The sequence below is a fragment of the Myceligenerans salitolerans genome (assembly GCF_017349295.1).
Taxonomy (GTDB): Bacteria; Actinomycetota; Actinomycetes; order Actinomycetales; family Cellulomonadaceae; genus Myceligenerans; species Myceligenerans salitolerans.
On record NZ_JAFMPK010000032.1, the window covers coordinates 1 to 22,459 of the forward strand.

Genomic DNA, 22,459 nt, shown 5'->3' on the forward strand with positions numbered 1-22,459 from the left:
GGGGCTTCCCCCCGAATGGTGGACACCTCGGTGTGTTAACCAGCAATCGGCATTGTAGTGGCGAGGTGAGTATTCTCGAAATCGATTGGGCTCATGTAGTCGCAGTAGGAGTGTCGTCGTCGCGTGTTGTAGCGGGTGACCCACCGGAACACGGACTTCCTGCACTCCCGGGCCCCGTTCCAGCGGCGTTCACCCTGGAGAGTCTCGCGCTTGAGCGCGGCGTTGAAGCTCTCGGCCAGCGCGTTGTCGGCGCTGGTCCCGACCGCGCCGCGTGACAGGGTCAACCCGTGCCGCCCGGCCGCGGCGAGGAAGTCGTCCGAGCAGTACTGACGGCCGTTGTCGGAGTGGAAAATCGCCCCAGCCAACGAGCCTCGTTCGCGGGCGGCCGCATCGAGGGCCTCGATGACCAGGGTGTCGCGCATGTGGTCGGCGATCTGCCAGCCGACCAGGCGCCGGTTGAAGCAGTCGATCACCGTGGCCAAGTAGAGGAACTGCCCATCCCCGATCGGCAGGTAGGTGATGTCACCGACGTACTTCCGGTTCGGCGCGTCGGCCGTGAAGTCGCGTTCTAGCAGGTCAGGGACCTTCGGGGCGTCCTTGGCCGGGACCGTGGTGCGGACCTTCTTGCGCAGGTGGACCCCCACAACCCCGTGCTCGCGCATCACCCGGGCCACGCGCTTGGCGTTCACCACGACCCCGGCGTCGCGCAGCTCAGCGGTCACCCGCGGGGACCCATAGGTCCCATCGAACTGCGCGGTGATCGCGGACGCCTTCGCGGCCAGATCGGCGTCCGCCGCCACACGCTCGGCCCGACGATCAGCGCCATCACGCCACTTGTAGTAGGAAGACCTGCCGATCTGCAGGACCTCACACAGCCGCTTCACCCCGTAGGTGTCATGGAACTCGGCGACGAACTGGAAACGGCTCACCAGGTCGTCTCGCCCGCGAAATACTTCGCCGCCTTGCGCAGGATCTCCCGCTCGGTCTCCAGCAGTGACTTGTCCGCCCGCAACCGCTTGACCTCCGCGCGCAGCCGCTCCAGCTCCTCAGCCGCCGTCTCAGGCACCCCCGCCCCGCTCGACCCACCGCCGTCATCGGCCCGACCAGCCGCCGTCGGCGACGTCACACCAGCGGCCTGCAACCACCTCGACAGGGTTCCCTCGTGAACTCCCAGGTCAGCAGCGATCTCCTTGATCGTCGCCCCCGGCGTGGAGGAGTACAGCTCGACAGCGTCGGCCTTGAACTCCTCCGGATAGAACTTCCGCACCATGACGGTGAACTCGCTTCCTCCGGACCAAACCAGGTCCAGTCTCTCGCGTGTCCACTACTCAGGGGGAAGCCCCGGTGAAGAACTCTTCGCGCACGGTCGCCGCGGGGAGGCCGCACGGCTCGCCGCTCTGGCCGCGGCGCTGGATGGCAGCACGTTCAGGTGGCTGGAGCGGCTACCGATGCTCCCGCACTGGCGATGCCTTGACATCGGCACCGGGATCGGCACGGTAGCGACCTGGTTGTCGCGGCGCTGCCCCGACGGCCGGGTCGTGGCCACCGACCGCGACTGCGCCCTGCTGCCACCCGCAGCGGAACGCGACTGGGAAGCGCTCGAACACGACGTGACCACCGACGACTTCCCCAACAGGTCGTTCGACCTGATCCATATTCGGTGGGTGCTGTCTCACCTGCGCGACCGTGAAGCCGTACTGGCCCGAATCGTACGGTGGCTCGCACCCGGCGGCTGGATCCTGATCCAGGACCTCGACCGGTTCCCCATCGCCTCCTCACCCGACCCGGTCTACCGAAAAGTCAGCGAAGCGATGTGCGACGCGGTGGAGGCCAGAATCGGCACCGACACCTCATGGGCACGCACCTTTCCAGCCCCACTTCGGCGCGCCGGCCTGGTCGACGTCGACACCGAGGCGCACGTCGCCCCGACCGGAGCCACGGCGATGGGCCGATTCTGGCTGGGCAGTACCGACCAACTGCGGGGAGATCTGCTCGACCAGTTCGCCGTCACCGAACCAGAGCTGAAGCACGTGCGCGAACAGATGGTGAACCCGAGCTATCGCGACTTCGCGCTGGCGTCGGTCGCAGCATGGGGCCGCCGCCCCTCACCCCGTCACGCTTGAACTATCCACGAAGCCTGCGAACACCCCACCGCCACATGTCAGGGCAGCCCCGTGATCACGTACGAGCATCAGGTACGAGCATGCGCATGCTTGAGCGTCTCGCCCGGCCGCTCACCGTACCGATTGCGGTACTCGGCAGCGAACCGGCCGATATTGCTGTAACCCCAACGGGCGGCCACCTCGCTCACCGACGCCGCACCGCCCCGAAGGTCGGCACGAGCCCGCTTCAAGCGCGCCGAACGAAGGTACTCCCCCGGCGTCGAATCGAGATAACGCCGGAACCCCGCCTGCAGCGCCCGCGCACTGGCCCCCACATCGCGGGCGAGCTCAGCGATCGAAGACACGGCGTCGGGCCGCTCCTCAATCAGCTCGACCGCCCTGCGCACCTGCTGCGGACCCAAGGATCGTGTCCGCCCGGTCAGCGCATCGGTGTAGTTGTGCCTCTGCACCGTCAGGAGCCCCGTCGTCACGACATGCTCGACCGCATCGCTCGACATCGCCTGCTCGACCAAGTTGTCCTCAAAAGCTAGATCCGAGGCCAGATGGCTCACATAGCCCCACCAGCTCCGACCCAGGCCCCGGGTCAGATCCATCGCCGCATGGAATCGGATCGGATGGTCCAGTGGCGCGTCGAGCAGGTCCCGCAACTCCGCCTCGAGCGCCGACCGCTCGATCCGGACCACCAGATAGGTGCTCGTTGCGGCCAGTTCCAACGACAGGTGCCTCATCGGGTCCGGAACACAGGCCAGCCCTGGGTGCACGTCCACGCGATCCGTCCCGGAGGTGAACACGTCGGCTCCGATCAGCGGGACGTGTACCAGATAGAACGACTCCAGCTCGCCGGGCGTAACCGTTACCTCGGCCCCGTACTGCATGTAGTTAAACGATGTCGTCCGCAGCCGCGCACTGTGTAGCCGCGCGTCCAGCACCCGGTCGACTCCAGTGGGTTCGAGCCGATGCGGGCAGAACAGCCGAGTGCTCTCCTCAGCCATCTCATCTACATCGGCGGTACGCAGCAACTCGTGCCGGTGCAACGGAAGCGAACCGTGTTGAGATTGATCGAGCTGTGACATCGTCGATGTGCTCCTGCCGTGATCGATCCACGCCCCCTCATCGCGGCAAGCCAACGCACGGTATGAGTGTAAACGCGAAGAACCGGGCACGCACCCATTCCGTCAGGATCAGCAGATTTCGTGCCGACCGATCAGGGCCTTCCGCCTGGCGGGCTGGTCGATCGCCGACCACATGCACACACAGCTCGTCGCCGACGCGCTCCAGGCCGCCGCGGCCGAGCGTGGTTCGCCGGCCGGAGCGATCTTCCACAGCGACCACGGGCCCAGGACAGTTCCCGCTCAGGTCGGCGGGTGCGGGTGCCAGGGTGCCCCCTGGGTCGGTGGGCGGCCGCATCCGGGCCGGCCACGAAAGGTCGGCCCGAACCCACATTTCCTCCGCCGCCCTGTCTGCTCACCAGCAGCACCGGGGATCCGGGGGCCCGGCCCCCCGGGGCGGGGCGTGGGGGCTCCGCCCCCACACAACATGACGAGACGGCGTGGCCCGAAAGGGCACACGCCGTCTGTCGTCGAGTGTCCGAGAGGGGACTTGAACCCCTACGCCCTAATACGGGCACTAGCACCTCAAGCTAGCGCGTCTACCAATTCCGCCACCCGGACAGGTGGACCGGCCCGGCCCTTGCGGCGCCGTTCCGGTGCGGAAAAAACATAGCACGAACCGGGCGCGAACTTCGCATCGATAGGGATGTGACCTGTGCCGCTCCCCGCCGCCCCGGCGTCGTGGCCCGCGCGGTGGCGACCTGCCGCCGCGCGCACGACGATGGAACGGAGCTGACCCAGGGCCGACCCGGTCGGCCCGCCGAGATGGCCGGAAGAGAGGACCCGCAATGTCCCCGAAGCTGCCCCGCTACACCGTCCCGTCCCTCACGCCCGAGGAGGGCGGCAAGGTCGCCGGGATCCTGCAGGAACGCCTGCACGCCCTGAACGACCTGCACCTGACTCTCAAGCACGTGCACTGGAACGTGGTGGGCCCGCACTTCATCGGCGTCCACGAGATGCTGGACCCGCAGGTCGAGGCGGTTCGCGCGATGGTCGACCAGATCGCCGAACGCATCGCGACGCTGGGTGCCGTCCCGATCGGTACGCCCGCGGCCCTTGTCGCGGCGCGCAGCTGGGACGACTACAAGCTGGGCCGCGCCCCGGCGATCGAGCACCTGGGCGAGCTGGACCATGTCTACGACGGCGTCATCACGTCCCACCGCGAGGCCGCCGAGAAGACGGCAGGCCTGGATGACGTCACGAACGATCTGCTCATCGGCCACCTTCACGACCTCGAGCAGTTCCACTGGTTCGTCCGCGCCCATCTGGAGTCGGCATCGGGCGCGCTCCCGGAGTGACCGAGCCCGCCGCCCGTTCATGACCGCGGGCTGAGGGGCGGCCCGGACCGCCAGGCCACGCCGGGGGGGGCGCCGAGCGCGCGGCGCCACCCGGCTCGACCTATGTGAGAACCGTGTGTCGGTTCCGCGCAGGCAGCATGGTTCCTCGCTTCTCCGCGCCGACTTGGATACGTTGGCAACGTGGTCGAGCAGGGGCCATCAACAGGCTGAGCACTGTCGATGGAGCAACCATGCGCGATTCCGTCCCTGTCCCACTCCCCGCCCCAGTCTCCGACCGCCTGACCATGGGCAGCGCCACCCCCGTCGGGCGGTTCGCCGCCGATCTCTCCACCGGTCGATGGCGGTGGTCGGACGAGACCTACCGCATCCACGGCTTCGAGCCCTCCGAGGTGGTTCCGAGTACCGCCGTCGTGCTCGCGCACACCCACCCGGACCACCGTGAGCGGGTTCGGGGCGTCCTCGACCACGCCGTACGCACCGATGAGCCCTTCGCCACCGTGCACCGCATCATCGACGCCGATGGGCGCGACCACGTCGTCTCGGTGGTCGGTGAGGCACGGCCGGGGCCTTCCGAGTCGTCCCACGAGGTCACGGGTTACGTGCAGGACCTGACGAGCACGGTCAAGGAGTTCGCCGCCGAGCAGGCCGACGAGTCCATCCGGGCCGCCGCCCGCAGCCGCCGCGACGTCGAGCAGGCCAAGGCGATCGTCGCGATGCTCCTGGACGTGGACGACGACGTCGCGTTCGGGGTGCTGCGCCACGAGTCCGACGTCACCAACACCCCGGTCCGGGAACTCTCCCAGGACCTGGTGGCTCGCGCCCGTGAGACGGGGCGCGACTACTGCCTCTCCCCCGACCTCCTGCCCCGCCTGCTCCGCTCGTGACGCCGGCCGGATGCCGCCGCACCACACCATGACACGACGACGCGAACCCGGCCGCCCCCCGGAGAAGTCCGGGAGCCGCCTGCTCACGATGCTGTGGCACCCGCGGTGGGGGCTCGCGGCGCGGGGTGCGGTCGCCGCCTCGCTCGCCTGGCTCGCCGGTGAGCTCGCGCCGGCGCCCTTGTCCGACTACGCCTACTACGCGCCCCTGGGGGCGGTGGCGGCGACGTCGAGCACGACGATCCGGTCGGCACGGGAGTCCGCGCACGCGATGCTCGCCGTGCTGCTGGGCGCCGCGATCGCGCTCGGCGTCGACGTCCTGGCGCTGCCCGGCACCCTCGCGGTGGGCCTCGTGGTGGCACTCACCCTGCTGTTCGCCGGATGGCGTGCGCTCGGCGAGATGGGCAGCTGGGTGGTCACCTCCGGCCTGTTCGTGCTGCTGCTCGGCAGCGCGCACGACCTCGAGTACCCGCTCGCGTTCGCCGGGCTGCTCTCCGCCGGCGCGTTGATCGGTGTCGTGCTCAACCTGATCGCGCCTCCGCTGCCGCTCGCGCCGTCCGACGTCGCCCTCGGCCGGCTGCGCGGGGCGCTGGTCGACCAGCTCGACGCCCTCGCGTCCCAGCTGGAGTCGCACGGTCCGCTCGTGGCGGACGAGTGGGAGGACCGGCGCCGCGCCCTGGTACCGACGCTCCACCGCGCGCAGGACGCCGTCTCGCATCTGCAGGAGGCGATGCGCGCCAACCGCCGCGTGCGTCGCTTCCACGACCGCACCACGGCCCAGATCCGGCGTGCGGAGCAGCTCAGCAGATCGGCGGACGTCGTCGACGACGTCGTGCGGCTCCTGGCGGACTGGGAGCGCCAGGATCTCACCGAGGTCGCGTTCGGGCCGGACCTGCGCCCCCGGCTCGCCGCGGCGCTGCGGGCCTACGCCAGGGCCGTGGAGGCGGCGGCACCGGACGAGGAGGACGAGGCCTCCGAGGTGGCCCTGTCCCGGTTCACCGACGCCGTCAGGACGTTGAGCGAGGACGTCGAGGCCGCTTCCCGCACACCGGGTCACCGCTACTTCGTGGCCGCCGCCTTGATCGTGGTGCTCTGGCGGGGCGGCGACACGCTCACCTCCCGGTGACGAGTGCCGCCGCCCCGCGGACGGCCCGACGAGGTGAGCGCGCCCGCCCGCCGGCTTCGTGAGCGTGCCCGGGGCGGCGGTCCGCGCCGGGCGGCTCAGAGCGCGCGGATCCGGTCGGCCAGCGGCCCGGCCGCCTCGGCGAGGAAGCGCTCCTGGTGGTGGTCGCCGATCTGGATGATCGCCAGGTCGGTGAATCCCGCGTCGAGGAACGGCCGGGCGCTCTCGGCGAGCTTGTCCAGGTCGGGGCCGCACGCGATCGACGCCGCGACGTCCTCGTGGCGCACGAACCGCGTCGCGGCCGAGAACCCCGCGGGCGTCGGCAGGTCCGCGTTCACCGACCAGCCGCCTCCGAACCAGCGGAACTCGCGGTGGGCACGTTCGACCGCCGCCTGCTCGTCGGGATCCCAGCACACCGGCAGCTGGCCGTACACCCGGGAGCCGCCGGGGTGCCCGTCGGACCAGCCACGCACGACCTCGCCGTCGGGCATCGCCTGGACCAGGTGGTCCGCGATCGGGGCGAACCGTTCGACCCCCCGGTCCCCGGACAGCGCGACGCCGATCTCGACACCGACGTCGGGGACGTCCCACAGGCGTGCGGAGTCGACACGGAAGTGGTCGCCCTCCCAGGTCACCAGCTCACCGGTGAAGAGCTCCCGGATGATGTGCATCGCTTCCTCGAGGAGGTCCTGACGCACCTCGATGCTGGGCCAGCCCTCGCCGACGACGTGCTCGTTCAGGTTCTCGCCGCTGCCCAGCCCCAGGGTGAACCGGCCGTCGGCCAGGAGCTGCAGCGTCGCCGCCTGCTGGGCCACCACCGCGGGGTGGTACCGCATGGTGGGGCAGGTCACGAAGGTCATCAGCTCGACGTCACGGGTCGCCTGGGCCACGGCCCCGAGCAGCACCCAGGCGTTGGGTGCGTGTCCCTGCTCCGTGAGCCACGGGGTGTAGTGATCGCTCGACAGCTCGAAGTCGAAGCCGGCCTCCTCCGCTGCGACGGCGTATCGCAGCAGCTCGCGTGGACCGCTCTGCTCGGTCATGAGGGTGTATCCGACGCGCATGATCTGCTCCTTGCCGCGTGTGCCGGGAACGTACGCCTTCGACCATAGGCAGGCCCGTGGCCACTCGCCCGTCCCACAGTCCCGGCGTGCGAGCGCTGTCGTCGCGCGGCACGATGCGGCCGTGACCCGTGACCTCCCCCGGCGCCTGCGCCGTGCCTGCGCCGCGGTGGCGGCGGCGTGCGTGACCGCCGGCGCACTGGTCGCCTGCGGCCCGGCCGCGGTCCGCGCGGACGACGTGAACGCCCTGAGAAGCGTGTCGGACCACCTCGACGCCTCCGCGTCGGCCGTCGCGACGGCACGGCTGGCCGTCCGGGCACGCGCCACGGGACGCCTGCCCTCCGTGACGGCCGACGCCACCGTCGCGGAGGCCGCCGAGACCGCCACCGGCGCGGTGCACGGCATCGGCACGCTCACCGTCGCGGGGCAGGACGCCGCCGGCGCGCGTGAGAAGGCTCTCGATGCGGCGTCGGGTGCCGTCGGCCCGATCGCCGCGGTCCGCACCTGGCTGGGCGGGTCGCCGTCGGCCCCGGACGACGTGCTCCGCGCCCTGGACGACGCCGCGACGGCCCTGGACGACGCCGACCGCATGGTCCGGCGGACAACCGGCGAGGTGGCGCCATGAGCCGTCGGCTGCTGGTCGTCGCCCTGGGGGTGCTCACGGCCATCGGCGGCTTCGTCGACGCGGGCGACCTGGTCACCAACGCGGTGGTCGGCTCCCGGTTCGGGCTGTCGCTCGTCTGGGTGGTCGCGGTGGGCGTGGTGGGCATCTGCGTGTTCGCCCACATGTCCGGCAAGGTCGCGGCCGTGTCCGGGCGGGCGACGTTCGAGATCATCCGCGAGCGCCTCGGGCCGACGGCGGCAGGTCTCAACCTCCTGGCGAGTCTCGCGGTCACGGTGCTCACGCTGGTGGCCGAGGTGGGCGGGATCGCGCTCGCGCTGCAGCTCGCGAGCAGCGTGGACCACCGGTTGTGGGTTCCCGTGGCGGCTCTGGCGCTGTGGCTGGTGCTGTGGCGCGTGAAGTTCAGCGTGATGGAGAACGCCGCGGGCCTGCTGGGCCTGGCGCTCGTCGGCTTCGCCGTCGCGGTGTTCCTGCTCGGCCCCGACTGGGCCGAGTTGGGCGCGCAGGTGGCTCAGCGCTCGGCCGCCACGGAGACGGGGGCCACGTACTGGTACTTCGCCGTGGCGCTGTTCGGCGCCGCGATGACGCCGTACGAGGTGTTCTTCTTCTCGTCCGGTGGCGTCGAGGAGGGCTGGGGCACGAAGGACCTGGCGACCTCGCGGCTGAACGTCCTGGTGGGTTTCCCGCTCGGCGGGCTGTTGTCGGTCGCGATCGCCGCGAGCGCCGCGGTCGTGCTGCTGCCGGCGGGGATCGCCGTGGACTCGATGGCCCAGTTGACGCTGCCCGTCGCGCAGGCGGGCGGCACGCTGCTCGTGGCGGTCGTGATCGTCGGTCTGGTGGCGGCGACCTCGGGTGCGGCGATCGAGACGACGCTCTCCACGGGTTACACGCTCGCGCAGTATCTCGGATGGTCGTGGGGCAAGTTCCGGCGCCCGGCAGAGGCGCCCCGGTTTCATCTGGCCATGATCGTCGCGCTCGTGGTCGCGGTGGGCGTCCTGATGACGAACGTGGACCCGATCGCCGTCACGGAGTACTCGGTGGTCTTCTCGGCCGTGGCGCTGCCGTTGACGTACGTGCCGATCCTGGTGGTCGCGAACGATCCGGAGTACATGGGTGAGCACGTCAACGGGCGGGTGATGAACTTTCTGGGCACGGTGTACCTGGTGATCCTCGTCGTCGCGGCGGTGGCGGCGATCCCCCTGATGATCGTGACGGAGGCGGGTGGATGAGCGTGAGGCGTGCCGAGAAGGCGAGGTCTGCGGTGCCGGAGCCGCCGCAGCCGGGCCGGGTGCTGGACGCGCGGCTCCATCTGCTCGACCGGCAGGTGCTCGACGTCGACGGCGTGCCCGTGTGCACGCTCGACGATCTCGAGCTGGACGACGTCGCGGCGGAGCCCGCGACTCGCGCGGCGGGCGGCGGCACCGCCGTCGGCGACGGCCCGGTCGTGATCCGGGCGCTGCTCAGTGGCCCGGTGCTGGGTACGCGGATGTTCGGCGGGCGGCCGCCCGGGTCTCGGTGGCACCGCCTGCCGTGGCGGGACGTCACGGACATCGGCACGGCGGTGCGCCTGGGTGTTCCCGGGGCGCGGCTCGACGTGACGTGGCTCGAGCGGTGGGCCCGCAACCACGTCGTGGGGCGGATCCCGGGCGGCCGGGCCCGGCCGGGGAAGGGCTGAGGGGATGATCGCTTCGGACCTGCTCGACGTCCGGGTGCTGGACGCGGGGGGCACGCCGGTCGGCTGGGTGGTGGACCTGCGTTTCGTGCTCGACGGGCCACCGGACGGCCGGCTCGCCGGGGCGCGGCTGCACGGGCTGGTGGTGTCCCCGCGCACGCGGTCCTCGTTCCTGGGCTACGAGCGGTCGCGCGTGCGGCACCCGTGGCCGATCGCTCCGCTGGTGCGCCGCCGGCACCGTGGCACGTTCCTGGCCCACTGGGAGGACGTCGCACGGGTGCCGGACCGGGACGACGGCACGGATCCGGAGCGCGAGCCCGTCGTCGTGCTGCAAGTGGGATACACGCGCTACACGGCCGGTCTCTGACCAGTGCCGGGGCGAGGTCCGGCCCGCCGCCGCGACGCCTCGTGCTGGGAGAGGGCGGCGGCGCGGGGCGGGACGGTCATTTGCGTGCGGGGCGTGGGCGCCGGGTGAGCAGCGGGTCGCGGCCGTGCGGACGGTCGACGGGATGGATGGCGTCCAGCGCCCGCGACAGCGCGGCCTGCGTGACGCCGGACTTCTCCCCCGTCTGCAGGGCCGCGATCATCTGGTCGGCCGCGACGCGCAGGGGGATGCCGACCTCGCCGGCCGCGTCGCGCAGCAGCTGCTCCGCCGCGCTGTCCCCGATCCCGCGGACGGCCGATATCACGCCCTTGGCCTGTTCGATCACGGCGCGGCTGACGAAGGCGTGCTGCACGACCGACGCCGCGCGGCGGTCGAGCGCCTCCTTCTGCACGGGGGTCACGTCGACCACGTATCCGGCGATCTCCGGTGTGCCCGCGGGTGTGTTCCGCCGACCCTGCCCGACCACGACGAGCGACCGTGTCCGGCCGTCGTGGCCCACGATGCGGTGCCCGCAGGCGAACGGGCGCCCGGCGCGCAGGGCGTCGCCGACGGCGCGGACCATGCGGGCCCGGTCGTCGGGGTGTTTGCGGGAGCTGAGTGCCTGGAGGCTCGGCTGCACCTCGTGCCGCTTCCAGCCGTGCATGGCGTACACCTCGTCCGACCACCACCAGTCGCCCGAGGCGAGCTCGACGCAGTAGCGGCCGATCAGCAGGTTGGTCCCGACGCCGAGGGCGTCGGTCAGTTCGCCGGCGGAGAGTGGCGGGAGCGTCCCGTTCGTGGCCCCGTTCTCGACGGCCGGACGGGATTGCTGGGCGGGGGACTTGACAGGGGACATGTGAACCTCTCAGATCCGGGCGCGATCTGAAGCCGCTTCATGACTCCGTCCGTTGCGAGTGTAGAGCGTTCAGCAGAAAAGGGACACCCCGCCTGGCAGGGCGGCCGCCCGCTGCGAGTGGCGGAGCTCCGTGTCAGGCTCGTGAGGCTGTCCGGGAAGCGACCGCGTGCGCAGGAGGCACATCATGAGCAACGAACCCCGCCACCGCACCCCCGGCCCCGGAGGGACGGGCACGCCCGACGTCATGGCGCCGGGCCCGCTCCGTGCGGACGTCGTCGTGGTCGGCGCGGGCCTGACCGGGGTCACGACCGCCGGCCTGCTCGCGGAGGGCGGTGTGGACGTCGTCGTGCTCGACGCCCGGACCGCCCGGGCGACCACCACCGCGCGCTCGACGGGCAAGCTGTCGGTGCTGCAGGGCACGCGGCTGGCCCGCATCGCCCGCCACGGCGACGAGACGCTGCGTTCCTACCTCGCCGCCAACTTCGCCGGTCTCGGCTGGCTCCGGCGCACCCTCGAGGACCTGGGGGTCCCCGTGGACAACCGCGACGACCTCACCGTGGCCACGACGCCGGACCAGGTGAGCGAGGTCGACGACGTGCTCCTGGCGTGCGCGCGCCAGGACGTCGCGGCCCGCTGGGAGGAGGACCCGCCGTTCCCCGGACGAACCTTCGGCGCGGTGCGCCTGCCCGGGCAGGGGCAGACGGATCCGCTGCGCATGCTCTCGGCCCTTCGTGCCCGCCTCCGCGCTCGCGGGGTACCCGTGCACGACGGCGTGCGGGTGCGGGAGGTACGCCGCCACCGCTCCGGCATCGCGCTGCGCACCACGCGTGGCACGGTGCAGGCCGACCGGGTGGTGCTGGCCACCGGCGCCCCGCCCGGGCGGCTCGGCGGCCTGTTCCTGCGCCTGGAGGCCGGACGCAGCCTGCTGACCACCTGGGAGGTGCCCGATCCGGCCGCCCTGCCGCTCGGCTTCGGCGACACCATGTCGATCACGGCCGGCACCCCGGTGCGTTCGCTGCGCATGGCGGGCGATCTGCTCGTGGTCGGCGGCGAGGGCTACACCGTCGGCCGGGAACGCCACCCCTCCCGGCGGCTGGCCGCACTGGACGAGTGGACCGGCACGCAGCTGCCGGTCGGCGATCCCGTGCACGCCTGGGCCGCCCAGGACTACACGACCGACACGGGGCTGCCGTTCGTGGGGCCCGCCGTACCGGGCGACGAGCGACTCCTCGTGGCGACGGGCTACGCCAAGTGGGGCCTCACCAACGCCGCGGCGGCAGGGCTTGCGCTCGCCGGACGTATCCTCGACGACCCCGTGGAGTGGGCGGCGGACCTGGAACCGTGGGCACGCCCGGCCGCTCCCACCACCCGCGCCGCGGCGACGTTCGGGGAGCAGGCCAAGGGGTGGGCGTGCGCCACGACGCGTCCCGCGGGGCAGCGGTCCGGGGCCCGCCGGGTGTCGCGCGTGTGCCCCCATCTGGGCGGCGTCGTGCGGTGGAACGACCAGGAGGAGTCCTGGGACTGCCCGGTCCACGGCTCGCGGTTCGCCGCCGACGGCACGCTGCTCGAAGGACCCGCCACGGAGGACCTGTCCCCACGATGACCTGCGCCGACATGGGGAGAGCACCGAGAAGCGCTTCAAGATGCGAGTGGTTCTCCGGCCTGAGAGCGTGAGTGAACCGGAAGAAGCCCGGTGACGACCACTTGTGGAGGTCACTGTGCGAGTTCTCGGGGTCAACGCTCTGTTCCATGATCCGTCGGCGGCGCTCGTCGTGGACGGGCACGTGGTGGCCGCGGCCGAGGAGGAACGGTTCTCCCGGCGCAAGCACGGCAAGCGCCCGGTGCCGTTCGCGGCCTGGGAGCTGCCCGAGCAGGCGATGCGCTGGTGCCTGGAGGTGGGCGGGCTCGAACCCGCCGACCTGGACGCGGTCGCCTACTCGTTCGATCCGGGCCTGGCCAAGCCGTCCGACGAGATGGGGCTGCCCGACCCGTGGGACTGGCTGCGCCTGCGCTACGCGGAACGGGCGCCGCAGTTCATCGCGACCGCGCTGCCCGGCCTGAGCCCCGCGACCGTGCGGTTCGTGCCGCACGAGGTGGCGCACGCCGCGTCGGCGGCACTCGCCTCGCCGTTCGACACGTGCAGCGTGATGTCGCTCGACGGGCGCGGTGAGCGGTCCTCCTACCTGGCGGGCCGGTACGACCACGGGCGGCTGGAGATGCTCGCGAGCCAGGACCTGCCGCACTCGCTCGGCCTGGTCTACGAGTCCCTGACGGAGCATCTCGGCTTCCTGCGCTCGAGCGACGAGTACAAGGTGATGGCCCTGGCCTCGTACGGCCGTCCCCGGTTCCTGGACCAGCTGCGCGACATCCTGCGCCCCACGCCCGACGGCGGATTCGTCGCCGAGGCACCCGACTGGTCGCGCTGGGCGGCGGCGGCCGCTCCCGGAACCGCCGACGAGGTCATCGCCACCGGCACCCCGGCATCCGACCGGGCCGACCTGGCCGCCTCCGTCCAGGCACGCCTGGAGGAGGTACTCGTCGAGCTCGCCACGGCGCTGCACGCCCGGACCGGTGACCGGGCGCTCACCCTGGCCGGCGGCACCGCACTGAACTGCGTGGCGAACTCGCGGGTGTGGCGGGAGGCACCGTTCGACGAGGTGTGGGTGCAGCCCGCGGCCGGGGACTCCGGCACGGCGCTGGGCGCCGCCCTCCAGCTCACGGCCGAGGCAGGCGTCCCCGTCGTGCCCATGGAGTCGGCGGCCCTCGGCCGCTCCTGGTCCGACCGGGAGCTGTCGGACGCGCTGCGCGCCGCCCGGCTCCCGTTCACCACGCCCGCCGACCTGCCCCGGCAGGTCGCCGACGTGCTGGCGGGCGACGGCATCGTGGCCTGGTTCGACGGCCGCGCGGAGTTCGGGCCGCGCGCGCTGGGCCAGCGTTCCCTGCTGGCGCATCCCGGCCGGCGCGCCACCACGGAGAAGCTGAACGACGTCAAGGGACGCGAGCAGTTCCGGCCGGTGGCGCCCATGGTGCTGCTGGAGGACGCCCCGGACATCTTCTCGGGCGGGCCCGTCCCCAGCCCCTACATGCTGTTCGTCCACGACGTCGCACCCGAGTGGCGCAACCGGATTCCCGCGACCGTCCACGTCGACGGCACCGCGCGGATCCAGACGGTCGACGACTCCCAGCCGCGCCTGCAGGCGACGCTGCGCGCGTTCCGGGACCGCACCGGGCTGCCGGTGGTGGTGAACACCAGTCTCAACACCGCCGGAAGGCCGATGGTCGACAGCCCGCGCGACGCGCTCGAGCTCTTCGGCTCCGCGCCCGTGGACCTGCTGGTGCTCGGGCCCCACCTGGTGCGCCGGGCGGACCTCGCGGCACTGCCCGCCCGAGAGGAGACGACCTCATGACGCCGTCGTACTCCGTCGTCGTGCCGACCATCGGGCGGCCCGTGCTCGGCAACCTGCTCACCTCGCTGGCCGCGGCGCTGACCGCGGGACCACGGCCGCTCGACGTCGTGGTGGTCGACGACCGCCCGTTCCCCCGCCGCGGCACGAACGCTCCCCTGGCCCTGGGGCCCGCACCGGTCGCGGGTGTCCGCGTGTTGCGTACCGGCGGGCGGGGCCCCGCCGCCGCGCGCAACGCCGGGCGGCGCACGACCCGCGCGGACTGGATCGCCTTCCTGGACGACGACGTCGTGGTCCCGCCGGACTGGGCGGAGGCGCTGGAGCGGGACCTGGCGGACGCCGGCCCCGAGGTGGCCGGCGTCCAGGGCCGGATCGTGGTCCCGCTGCCGGAGCACCGCCCGCCGACCGACCTCGAACGCAACACCGCGGGCCTGGAGCACGCGGCATGGCCGACGGCCGACCTGGCCTGCCGGCGCGCCGCCCTGGAGTCCGTGCACGGGTTCGACGAACGCTTCACCCGGGCCTACCGGGAGGACGCCGACCTCGCCCTGCGGCTGCGCGAGGCCGGCTGGAAGCTCGAGCGCGGTGCCCGGCACGTACGGCATCCGGTGCGGCCCGCCGGCAACCTGGCGAGTGTGCGGGCCCAGGCCGGCAACGCGGACGACGCGCTGCTGCGCGCCCTGCACGGACGCCACTGGCGCCGGCGCACCGAAGCCGGCCGCGGGCGCCTGCCGTGGCACGCGGCCACCGTGGCGGCGGGACTGACGGCGCTGGGCGCCGGCCTGACCGCGGCCCGCTCCCCTGCCCGGCGGCCCGCGGGCGCCCGCGTGACCGCCGTCGTGGCCGGTGCCGCCTGGGCAGGCCTCACCGGCGCGTTCGCCCGCGAGCGCCTGGCTCCCGGCCCGCGGCCCGGCGACGAGGGTTTCGCCGCGGAGGTGGGGCGCATGCTCGTCACGAGCGCGCTGATCCCCTTCGCCGCGGTCGCGCATCGTGCCCGGGGGGCCTGGAGCTGGCGGGGCCGGGAGGTGCCCGCCTGGCCGCTGCCCGTGCGGGCCGTCCTGTTCGACCGTGACGGCACCTTGATCCACGACGTGCCGTACAACGGTGATCCGCGGGCCGTGGAGCCACTTCCCGGTGCGCGGCGGGTGCTGGACCAGCTGCGCGCGCGCCGGCTGCGGGTGGGCGTGGTGTCGAACCAGTCGGGCATCGGCCGTGGCCTGCTGACGACGGCTCAGGTGGACGCCGTCGACGACCGGGTGCGTGAGCTGCTGGGCCCCTTCGGTACCTGGCAGCGCTGTCCGCACCACCCGGAGGACGGGTGCACGTGCCGCAAGCCGGAGCCCGGCCTGGTGCTGCGGGCGGCGGCGGAGCTCGGGGTGCTTCCCGCGGAGTGCCTCGTGGTGGGCGACATCGGGGCGGACGTCGACGCGGCGATCGCGGCGGGCGCCCGGAGTGTTCTGGTTCCGACGGCGATGACCCGGCGGGAGGAGCTGTCCTCCGCGCCGGTGGTCGCCTCGACGCTCGACGAGGCGGTGCCGCTATGACTTCGAGATCGGCTCTGACGAACGCTTCTCCCGTGCCGGACGGTGCGGCGGACCGGCAGGTGCGGGTGCTGGCCGTGCGGCTCGACAGCGACGGGGACGTCCTGGTGACCGGGCCGGCGATCCGTGCGCTGGCCGCGACCTACGGTCAGGTGGACCTCCTGGTCTCCGGGGCGGGGACGCAGGCCGCCGCGCTGCTGCCCGGGGTGACGGAGACGCTCCGGTTCGACGCGCCCTGGTCGGGCACGCACCCGCCGCGCGTGTCGCCGGAGGCGGTCCTCGACCTCGTGGCCGGGCTGATCGCCCGGCGCTACGACCTGGCGGTGATCTTCACGTCGTTCCATCAGTCGCCCCTTCCGATGGCGCTGCTGGCGCGCCTCGCGGGCGTGCGGCAGGTCGTCGCGACGAGCGAGGACTATCCCGGTTCGCTGCTGGACGTGCGCCATCACCGGCCGCCGGGGCTGCACGAGGTGGAGGCGTGCCTCGACCTGGCCGCCCGGGCCGGTGCCCAGCTACCGCCGGAGGACGACGGGCTGCTCGCCGTGCACGACGCGCTGCCCCCGGTCCCGGCGTGGCCCGCACCGCGCGGCGCCGGCGACACGGGCGGCCGCGACGGTGACACGGTCGTGCTCCACCCCGGCGCCTCGGTTCCCGCCCGGGCACCCCGGCCCGAGGACTCCCGGGCGTTCGCCGAGCGGCTGGCGCACGACGGCTGGGACGTGCTGGTCACGGGGACGGCCATGGAGCGTGAGCTGACGTCGTACGTCGCGGGGGGCCACGCCGTGGACCTCGGCGGGCGCACGAGCCTGGCCGAGCTGGCGGCCGTGCTGCGGACGGCGGCGTGCGTGGTGGTGGGGAACACGGGCCCGGCACACCTCGCGGCGGCCGTCGGGACCCCGGTGGTGAGCCTGTTCGCGCCGGTCGTCCCTCTCGAACGGTGGTCACCGTACGGCGTGCCGCTGTTCGTGCTGGGCGACCAGGGCGCCGCCTGCCGGGACACCCGGGCACGCACGTGTCCCGTCTTCGGCCATCCCTGTCTCGCGTCGGTGACGCCGGACCAGGTGTCGGACGCGGTGGCGCGGCTGGCCCGCCCGCCGGCCGGTGCAGCGGCCGGCGGCCGGCGGCCGGCCGTGGGGAGGTGGTTCTGATGAGGATCCTGTTGTGGCACGTCCACGGCTCATGGACGACCGCTTTCGTGCAGGGCGAGCACGAGTACCTGGTACCCGTGCTGCCCGGACGGCCCGCGGACGGCAGGGGCCGGGCCCGCACCTGGGACTGGCCGTCCTCGGTCCGCGAGGTGACTCCCGGCCGGCTGCGCCGCGCGGTCGAGGACGGCGAGGTGGACGTGGTGCTGCTGCAGCGCCCCCACGAGGCCCGGCTGCTGCGCGAGTGGACCGGGCGGACCGCGGGCGGCGACCTGCCGGCGGTGTATCTCGAGCACGACGCGCCGGGCGGGCCCGCGGCCGCGACGCGCCACCCGCTGGCGGACGTCGACGCCGTCGCGGACGGCCGCGTCCCGATCGTGCACGTGACCGCCTTCAACGCCCTCATGTGGGACACCGGTACCGCGCGCACCACCGTGATCGACCACGGCGTGCCCGACCCGGGACACCGCTACACGGGCGAGCGCGAGCACCTCGCGGCGGTGGTCAACGAGCCCGTCCGCCGCCGGCGCGCGGCGGGCACGGACATCCTCCTGTGCCTGGCACGGGAGATCCCCGCCGAGGTGTACGGGATGGGGACGGAGCGGCTCGCCGAGCAGCTGGCTCCGCTCGGCCCGGTCGCGGCCGGGACGGCGGGGCGGCTCCACGACTTGCCCCAGCCGGAGCTGCACGAACGGCTCCCCGGGGCGCGCCTCTACCTGCATCCGTACCGCTGGACGAGCCTCGGGCTCGCGCTGCTGGAGGCGATGGCGCTGGGCATGCCCGTGCTGGCGCTGCCCGTCACGGCGGCGTACGAGGCCGTGCCCCCGGAGGCCGGCGTCCTGAGCGCCGACCCGGACGAGCTGGCCGCGGTCGCACGCCGCTGGCTGAACGACCCGGCGGAAGCCGCCGCCTACGGCAAGTCCGCCCGGGAGCACGTGCTGCGCCGCTACCCGCTGGACCTCTTCCTCGACCGCTGGTCCACGCTGCTGACACAGGAGGTGTCCCCATGAGGATCGCCATGATCTCCGAGCACGCCAGTCCGCTCGCCACCCTGGGCGAGGCGGACGCCGGCGGGCAGAACGTGCATGTCGCCGCGCTGGCGAAGGGCCTCGCGGCCGAGGGCCACCGCGTCGACGTCTACACGCGGCGTGACGACCCGGACCTTCCGGAGCGGGTGCCTCTGACGCACGGCGTGGACGTCGTGCACGTCGACGCCGGTCCGCCCGAGCCGCTGCCGAAGGACGAGCTGCTGCCCTGGATGGACCGGTTCGGCGACGATCTTGCGGCGCGTTTCGCCGACCCGGGCTCCCGTCCCGACGTGCTGCACGCCCACTTCTGGATGTCCGGCCTCGCGGCCCTGCGGGCGACCCGGGGCGGGGCTCGCACCGGCTCCGGCCGGGTCCCGGTGGTGCAGACCTTCCACGCGCTCGGCTCCGTCAAGCGCCGCCACCAGGGCGCGGCCGACACCAGCCCGGCCGAGCGCATCGGGCTGGAGAGCAGGCTGTGCCGCGAGGTCGACCTCGTCGTGGCGACGTGCCGGGACGAGATCCGTGAACTGCACCGGCTGGGCGCGACGGACGACCGGGTCGAGATGGTGCCCTGCGGCGTCGACCTGCGCACGTTCGCGCCCGGCCCGGGCCCGGCCCGCCCCGCCGACGACCCGCTGCGGGTCCTGTCCCTGGGCCGGCTCGTGGAACGCAAGGGGGTCGCCACCGTCGTGGAGGCTCTCGCGCGCCTCGCCGAGCGCGGGAACGCGCCGGTGGAGCTCCTGGTCGCCGGCGGACCGCCGGCCGCGGAGCTCGACCGCGACGCGGAGGTGCGGCGCCTGCGGGACCTGGCCGCCCGTGCCGGGGTCGCCGGCCGGGTGCGGTTCCTGGGCGCCGTGGCGCACGAGGACATCCCGGACCTCATCCGGGGCGTCGACGTCGTCGCCTGCACCCCGTGGTACGAGCCGTTCGGCATCGTGCCGCTGGAGGCCGGGGCGTGCGGGCGGCCGGTGGTCGCCTCCGCGGTGGGCGGGATGCTCGACACCGTGGCGCACGACCGCACCGGCATCCTCGTGCCACCGCGCGATCCGGCCGCCGTCGCCGCAGCTCTCGGAAGGCTCTCGGACCGCCGGTTCCGCCGGCGTCTGGGCGCAGCCGCGCGGGTCCGCGCGGAACGCCGGTACGGCTGGGCGGAGATCGCCCGGCAGACGTCCGGCGCCTACGCCGGGGTCGCCGGTTCCGCGGCTCCCCGGCACCCCGTCACCGCACGCACCACCGAGACGCGTGCGCCACTGGCCACCGCGGCAGGAGGTACCCGATGAACTCCGCGCTCGACGACCTGACCACCGAATCCGACGCCTCCGGCGGACACCGCTGGCTCGACGAGCACCGCAGCGACCTCACGCTGGGGCTCGACCACCTGACCGCCTCCGTGGACCGCATCGAGTCCTGGGGCCGGGAGCTCGCCGACCGGATGCTGGACGGGCACCGGCTGCTGGTGGCCGGCAACGGCGGCAGCGCCGCCGAGGCGCAGCACCTGACGGCCGAGCTCGTGGGCCGGTTCGAGGGCGAGCGGGTTCCGCTCGCGGCGATCGCCCTGCACGCCGAGACGTCCAGCCTCAGCGCCATCGTCAACGACTACGGCCAGGACGAGATGTTCGCCCGGCAGGTCGCGGCGCACGGCCGCCCGGGCGACGTGCTGCTGTGCCTCTCGACGTCCGGGGCGAGCGCCAACGTGCTGGTCGCCGCGCGCCGCGCACGTGAGCTGGGCCTGACGACGTGGGCGATGACCGGTCAGGCGCCCAATCCGCTCACGGCGCTGTGCGACGACGTCCTCGCGGTCCCCGCGAAGTCCGGTGCCGCCGTGCAGGAGGTCCACCTCGTCGCGGTCCACGCGCTGTGCGCGACACTGGACGCGCGGGTCGCCCAGCGCTCCCGCTCCCACGTCCGCGCGCGGCGAACCACCCCGCCGTCGGTCGGGACGCGAGCATGAGCGGCCCGGCCGGCGCCCGCGGCGGCTCCGCGCGCGCCTACCTCGCTCCCGTACCGGGCGACGCACCCGCGCGGCCGCGGGTCGCGGTGGTCGGAGACGTCCTGCTCGACCGGGACATCGACGGCACCGTCACCCGCCTCGCCCCGGACGCGCCCGTCCCCGTCGTCGACGTGACGACCGTGCGCCACAGCCCCGGGGGTGCGGGCCTCGCCGCCCTGCTGTGCGCCCAGCGGGCCGACGTCGTCCTCGTCGCGCCGCTGGCCGACGACACCGACGGCCGCGAACTGCGCCGCCGGCTCGAGGGAATCACCCTGGTGCCGCTCGGCCACGAAGGGCCCACCCGCCGCAAGACCCGCGTGCGCAGCGACGGGCAGGGCATCGTCCGTGTCGACGAGGGCGGCCCCGGCACCCCGACCGGCACGACCCCGTCGGCCGTGACACGGGTGCGCGACGCCCTGGCCGGGTGCGACGCCGTGCTCGTCGCCGACTACGGCGGCGGCACCACCCGCGACCCGCACCTGCGCGAGCTGCTCACCGAAGCGGCCGCGCGCGTACCGCTCGTGTGGGACCCGCACCCCCGGGGCGGTGCTCCCGTACCGGGTGCCGCCCTGGTGACGCCCAACGCCGCCGAGGCCGAGCGCGCCGCCCAGGACCTGCCCGGGGCCGGCGCCACCACGCCGCTCCCCGATCTGGCCGAGGTGCTGCGCCGCGCGTGGTCCGCACGAGCCGTCAGCGTCACCGCGGGCGAACGCGGCGCGTTCGTCGCCGCCCGCCCGCACGACGGCGACGACGGCGAGCCCGCCGCCGTCCGGCACCTGCCCGCGCGGCCCGCGCACGGGGCCGACTCCTGCGGGGCCGGCGACCGCTTCGCCGCGACGGTCACCGAACGGCTCGCCGGCGGCGACGAGCCGGCCACCGCCGTCCAGGAGGGCGTGCTCGCCGCGAGCGCCTGGGTCGCCTCGGGCGGCGCCGACGGCTTCCGCCGCGCTCAGGAGGACGGGCAGCAGCGACCCGAGCCGGACCCGGCGACGTCCCTGGAGGAGCTCGGCGCGCGGCTGCGCGCCGCCGGCGGCGTCCTCGTGGCGACCAGCGGCTGCTTCGACCTGCTGCACGCCGGCCACGTCACCATGCTCGACGCCGCCCGGCAGCTCGGCGACCACCTCGTGGTGCTCGTCAACTCCGATCGTTCCGTGCGCCGCCTCAAGGGACCCGAGCGGCCGCTCGTGCCGTTGGCGGAGCGGCTGCGCGTCCTGGAGAGCCTCGCGTGCGTCGACGCGGCCGTCGTGCTGGAGTCCGACGAACCGTCCGACGCCGTCGCGGCCCTCCGGCCCGACATCTGGGCGAAGGGCGGCGACTACACCGTCGCGGACCTGCCCGAGGCCGCCGTCGTGCGCGCCTACGGCGGACAGGTCGTCACGCTGCCCTTCCTGCCCGGCCACTCCACCACCCGGCTCGTCGACCGTGTCCGGGAGTCCGAGTCCGTCACCGCCACACCGACCATGAGGAGGTCATCATGACCGCGACCACGACCGGCACGTCGCAGGGCACCGTGCCCGTGCCCGCCACCGCTTCGCTCACGCCCCGTGCCCTCGGCACCGTCTTCGTCACCGGAGGGGCGTCCGGCCTCGGTGCCGCGCTCGTCGACGTGCTGGGGGCGTCCGGGGGCCGGCCCGCCGTCGTGGACGTCGTCGAGCCGCCGGGCGACGTGCCCTTCGCGGCCGCGGACCTCGGGGACCCCGGCGCCGCCCAGGCCGCCGTCGACCAGCTGGTGGAACAGGTGGGCCCGCCCGACGCGGTGGTGACCGCCGCCGGCATCGACGCCTGCGGGCCGCTGCTGGGGATCGACCCGGACAAGTGGGAACAGGTGGTCCGCGTCAACCTGTTCGGCACCGTCTCCGTCGTCCGTGCGGCGCTGCCGTACCTGGAGGAGCGTCGCGGCACCGTGGTCACGGTCGCCTCGACCCTGGCGCTGCGCGGCGCCGGGGACGCGACCGCGTACTGCGCGTCCAAGTGGGGGATCCGCGGTTTCAGCCAGGCGCTCGCGGCCGAGTACGCGGGCCGGGTCGGGGTGACGTGCCTCATCCCCGGTGGCATGCGGACCCCGTTCTTCGACGGGCGCACCGAGCAGTACAAGCCCGGCCCGGACGCCGACCTCAACGATCCGGCCGCGACGGCCGCGGCCGTGGTGGCCGCGCTGACGCAGCCTCCGGGCAGCGAGATCCGCGAGATGCTGGTCATGGCCTCGGGTGAGGCGTCGTGGCCGTGATCGGGCGGGCCGTCCGGG

Annotated in this window: 21 protein-coding genes, 1 tRNA gene and 1 pseudogene; 18 read left to right on the forward strand and 5 right to left on the reverse strand. The window is 73.7% G+C overall.

Annotation, left to right across the window (positions count from 1 at the left end):
• Positions 1 to 35 precede the first annotated feature (35 nt).
• A protein-coding gene (locus J0911_RS08095; protein WP_372434853.1) for an IS3 family transposase occupies positions 36 to 1,270 on the reverse strand; the annotation gives its coding sequence in 2 pieces (ribosomal slippage) (positions 36 to 943 and positions 943 to 1,270; 1,236 coding nt in all).
• On the opposite strand from J0911_RS08095, the gene J0911_RS08100 reads away from it, so the two are divergent.
• On the forward strand, positions 1,269 to 2,123 hold the full coding sequence (locus tag J0911_RS08100) for a class I SAM-dependent methyltransferase (protein ID WP_278186764.1): 855 nt from the start codon (positions 1,269 to 1,271) through the stop codon (positions 2,121 to 2,123). The genes J0911_RS08095 and J0911_RS08100 overlap by 2 nt on opposite strands.
• A gap of 68 nt (positions 2,124 to 2,191) precedes the next feature.
• On the opposite strand, the gene J0911_RS20225 is transcribed toward J0911_RS08100, so the two are convergent.
• The gene (locus J0911_RS20225) at positions 2,192 to 3,196 is read right to left on the reverse strand and encodes an AraC family transcriptional regulator (protein ID WP_242636463.1); all 1,005 of its coding nucleotides are present in this window, start codon (positions 3,194 to 3,196) and stop codon (positions 2,192 to 2,194) included.
• A gap of 142 nt (positions 3,197 to 3,338) precedes the next feature.
• Between J0911_RS20225 and J0911_RS20230 the strand changes: the two are divergent.
• Positions 3,339 to 3,458: pseudogene (locus tag J0911_RS20230) on the forward strand (IS3-like element IS1206 family transposase); the annotation flags it as partial.
• Between the two features lie 249 nt (positions 3,459 to 3,707).
• On the opposite strand, the gene J0911_RS08110 reads toward J0911_RS20230, so the two are convergent.
• Positions 3,708 to 3,793: transfer RNA gene (locus J0911_RS08110), tRNA-Leu, on the reverse strand.
• Between the two features lie 227 nt (positions 3,794 to 4,020).
• On the opposite strand from J0911_RS08110, the gene J0911_RS08115 reads away from it, so the two are divergent.
• The 3 genes from J0911_RS08115 (at position 4,021) to J0911_RS08125 (ending at position 6,537) form a co-directional block, all read left to right on the forward strand.
• The gene (locus tag J0911_RS08115; protein WP_207274955.1) at positions 4,021 to 4,530 is read left to right on the forward strand and encodes a Dps family protein; all 510 of its coding nucleotides are present in this window, start codon (positions 4,021 to 4,023) and stop codon (positions 4,528 to 4,530) included.
• A 230-nt stretch (positions 4,531 to 4,760) separates the two neighbouring features.
• Complete coding sequence (locus tag J0911_RS08120) at positions 4,761 to 5,414, forward strand: PAS and ANTAR domain-containing protein (protein WP_207274956.1); 654 nt, start codon at positions 4,761 to 4,763, stop codon at positions 5,412 to 5,414.
• 28 nt (positions 5,415 to 5,442) lie between these two features.
• On the forward strand, positions 5,443 to 6,537 hold the full coding sequence (locus J0911_RS08125) for an FUSC family protein (RefSeq protein ID WP_207274957.1): 1,095 nt from the start codon (positions 5,443 to 5,445) through the stop codon (positions 6,535 to 6,537).
• 95 nt (positions 6,538 to 6,632) lie between these two features.
• On the opposite strand, the gene J0911_RS08130 is transcribed toward J0911_RS08125, so the two are convergent.
• Complete coding sequence (locus tag J0911_RS08130; protein ID WP_242636464.1) at positions 6,633 to 7,595, reverse strand: TIGR03557 family F420-dependent LLM class oxidoreductase; 963 nt, start codon at positions 7,593 to 7,595, stop codon at positions 6,633 to 6,635.
• 121 nt (positions 7,596 to 7,716) lie between these two features.
• On the opposite strand from J0911_RS08130, the gene J0911_RS08135 reads away from it, so the two are divergent.
• The 4 genes from J0911_RS08135 to J0911_RS08150 are packed head-to-tail and all read left to right on the forward strand — an operon-like array spanning position 7,717 to position 10,253.
• Positions 7,717 to 8,217, forward strand: coding sequence for a hypothetical protein (locus J0911_RS08135; protein ID WP_207274995.1), 501 nt, complete (start codon positions 7,717 to 7,719; stop codon positions 8,215 to 8,217).
• On the forward strand, positions 8,214 to 9,443 hold the full coding sequence (locus J0911_RS08140) for an NRAMP family divalent metal transporter (RefSeq protein WP_207274958.1): 1,230 nt from the start codon (positions 8,214 to 8,216) through the stop codon (positions 9,441 to 9,443). The genes J0911_RS08135 and J0911_RS08140 overlap by 4 nt, the downstream gene beginning before the upstream one ends.
• Positions 9,440 to 9,889, forward strand: a complete 450-nt coding sequence (locus J0911_RS08145; RefSeq protein ID WP_207274959.1) for a hypothetical protein — start codon at positions 9,440 to 9,442, stop codon at positions 9,887 to 9,889. The genes J0911_RS08140 and J0911_RS08145 overlap by 4 nt, the downstream gene beginning before the upstream one ends.
• Positions 9,890 to 9,893: 4 nt before the next feature.
• The gene (locus J0911_RS08150) at positions 9,894 to 10,253 is read left to right on the forward strand and encodes a PRC-barrel domain containing protein (protein ID WP_207274960.1); all 360 of its coding nucleotides are present in this window, start codon (positions 9,894 to 9,896) and stop codon (positions 10,251 to 10,253) included.
• A 76-nt stretch (positions 10,254 to 10,329) separates the two neighbouring features.
• Here the strand turns inward: J0911_RS08150 and J0911_RS08155 are convergent, their stop codons facing one another.
• Positions 10,330 to 11,106 (reverse strand): PAS and ANTAR domain-containing protein, encoded by a 777-nt coding sequence (locus J0911_RS08155; RefSeq protein ID WP_207274961.1) that lies wholly within the window; start codon positions 11,104 to 11,106, stop codon positions 10,330 to 10,332.
• Positions 11,107 to 11,290: 184 nt separating this feature from the next.
• Between J0911_RS08155 and J0911_RS08160 the strand changes: the two genes are divergently transcribed.
• From J0911_RS08160 to J0911_RS08200, 9 genes are all read left to right on the forward strand, one after another.
• Positions 11,291 to 12,709 (forward strand): FAD-dependent oxidoreductase, encoded by a 1,419-nt coding sequence (locus tag J0911_RS08160; protein ID WP_207274962.1) that lies wholly within the window; start codon positions 11,291 to 11,293, stop codon positions 12,707 to 12,709.
• A gap of 115 nt (positions 12,710 to 12,824) precedes the next feature.
• Complete coding sequence (locus J0911_RS21040; protein ID WP_207274963.1) at positions 12,825 to 14,513, forward strand: carbamoyltransferase family protein; 1,689 nt, start codon at positions 12,825 to 12,827, stop codon at positions 14,511 to 14,513.
• The gene (locus J0911_RS21045) at positions 14,510 to 16,054 is read left to right on the forward strand and encodes an HAD-IIIA family hydrolase (RefSeq protein WP_207274964.1); all 1,545 of its coding nucleotides are present in this window, start codon (positions 14,510 to 14,512) and stop codon (positions 16,052 to 16,054) included. Before J0911_RS21040 ends, J0911_RS21045 begins: the two co-directional genes overlap by 4 nt.
• Positions 16,051 to 17,199 carry a glycosyltransferase family 9 protein gene (locus J0911_RS08175; protein ID WP_207274965.1) on the forward strand — a complete coding sequence of 383 codons (1,149 nt, stop codon included), beginning with the start codon at positions 16,051 to 16,053 and terminating at the stop codon, positions 17,197 to 17,199. The genes J0911_RS21045 and J0911_RS08175 overlap by 4 nt, the downstream gene beginning before the upstream one ends.
• Positions 17,199 to 18,206: a glycosyltransferase family 4 protein gene (locus J0911_RS08180; protein WP_207274966.1), complete on the forward strand. Its 1,008-nt coding sequence runs from the start codon at positions 17,199 to 17,201 to the stop codon at positions 18,204 to 18,206. The genes J0911_RS08175 and J0911_RS08180 overlap by 1 nt, the downstream gene beginning before the upstream one ends.
• On the forward strand, positions 18,203 to 19,504 hold the full coding sequence (locus J0911_RS08185) for a glycosyltransferase (protein ID WP_207274967.1): 1,302 nt from the start codon (positions 18,203 to 18,205) through the stop codon (positions 19,502 to 19,504). The genes J0911_RS08180 and J0911_RS08185 overlap by 4 nt, the downstream gene beginning before the upstream one ends.
• On the forward strand, positions 19,501 to 20,175 hold the full coding sequence (locus J0911_RS08190; RefSeq protein WP_207274968.1) for a D-sedoheptulose-7-phosphate isomerase: 675 nt from the start codon (positions 19,501 to 19,503) through the stop codon (positions 20,173 to 20,175). Before J0911_RS08185 ends, J0911_RS08190 begins: the two co-directional genes overlap by 4 nt.
• A complete protein-coding gene (locus J0911_RS08195) occupies positions 20,172 to 21,692 on the forward strand; it encodes a PfkB family carbohydrate kinase (protein WP_207274969.1) in 1,521 nt (506 codons plus the stop codon). Before J0911_RS08190 ends, J0911_RS08195 begins: the two co-directional genes overlap by 4 nt.
• Complete coding sequence (locus J0911_RS08200; protein WP_207274970.1) at positions 21,689 to 22,441, forward strand: SDR family oxidoreductase; 753 nt, start codon at positions 21,689 to 21,691, stop codon at positions 22,439 to 22,441. Before J0911_RS08195 ends, J0911_RS08200 begins: the two co-directional genes overlap by 4 nt.
• Positions 22,442 to 22,459: the final 18 nt, after the last annotated feature.

Excerpts from the sequence above, each read along its gene's own strand:
- J0911_RS08100 (WP_278186764.1), top strand. The coding sequence starts at position 1,269 with ATGACGGTGAACTCGCTTCCTCCGGACCAAACCAGGTCCAGTCTCTCG.
- J0911_RS20225 (WP_242636463.1), bottom strand. The coding sequence starts at position 3,196 with ATGTCACAGCTCGATCAATCTCAACACGGTTCGCTTCCGTTGCACCGG.
- J0911_RS08115 (WP_207274955.1), top strand. The coding sequence starts at position 4,021 with ATGTCCCCGAAGCTGCCCCGCTACACCGTCCCGTCCCTCACGCCCGAG.
- J0911_RS08120 (WP_207274956.1), top strand. The coding sequence starts at position 4,761 with ATGCGCGATTCCGTCCCTGTCCCACTCCCCGCCCCAGTCTCCGACCGC.
- J0911_RS08125 (WP_207274957.1), top strand. The coding sequence starts at position 5,443 with ATGACACGACGACGCGAACCCGGCCGCCCCCCGGAGAAGTCCGGGAGC.
- J0911_RS08130 (WP_242636464.1), bottom strand. The coding sequence starts at position 7,595 with ATGCGCGTCGGATACACCCTCATGACCGAGCAGAGCGGTCCACGCGAG.
- J0911_RS08140 (WP_207274958.1), top strand. The coding sequence starts at position 8,214 with ATGAGCCGTCGGCTGCTGGTCGTCGCCCTGGGGGTGCTCACGGCCATC.
- J0911_RS08145 (WP_207274959.1), top strand. The coding sequence starts at position 9,440 with ATGAGCGTGAGGCGTGCCGAGAAGGCGAGGTCTGCGGTGCCGGAGCCG.
- J0911_RS08150 (WP_207274960.1), top strand. The coding sequence starts at position 9,894 with ATGATCGCTTCGGACCTGCTCGACGTCCGGGTGCTGGACGCGGGGGGC.
- J0911_RS08155 (WP_207274961.1), bottom strand. The coding sequence starts at position 11,106 with ATGTCCCCTGTCAAGTCCCCCGCCCAGCAATCCCGTCCGGCCGTCGAG.
- J0911_RS08160 (WP_207274962.1), top strand. The coding sequence starts at position 11,291 with ATGAGCAACGAACCCCGCCACCGCACCCCCGGCCCCGGAGGGACGGGC.
- J0911_RS21045 (WP_207274964.1), top strand. The coding sequence starts at position 14,510 with ATGACGCCGTCGTACTCCGTCGTCGTGCCGACCATCGGGCGGCCCGTG.
- J0911_RS08175 (WP_207274965.1), top strand. The coding sequence starts at position 16,051 with ATGACTTCGAGATCGGCTCTGACGAACGCTTCTCCCGTGCCGGACGGT.
- J0911_RS08180 (WP_207274966.1), top strand. The coding sequence starts at position 17,199 with ATGAGGATCCTGTTGTGGCACGTCCACGGCTCATGGACGACCGCTTTC.
- J0911_RS08185 (WP_207274967.1), top strand. The coding sequence starts at position 18,203 with ATGAGGATCGCCATGATCTCCGAGCACGCCAGTCCGCTCGCCACCCTG.
- J0911_RS08190 (WP_207274968.1), top strand. The coding sequence starts at position 19,501 with ATGAACTCCGCGCTCGACGACCTGACCACCGAATCCGACGCCTCCGGC.
- J0911_RS08195 (WP_207274969.1), top strand. The coding sequence starts at position 20,172 with ATGAGCGGCCCGGCCGGCGCCCGCGGCGGCTCCGCGCGCGCCTACCTC.
- J0911_RS08200 (WP_207274970.1), top strand. The coding sequence starts at position 21,689 with ATGACCGCGACCACGACCGGCACGTCGCAGGGCACCGTGCCCGTGCCC.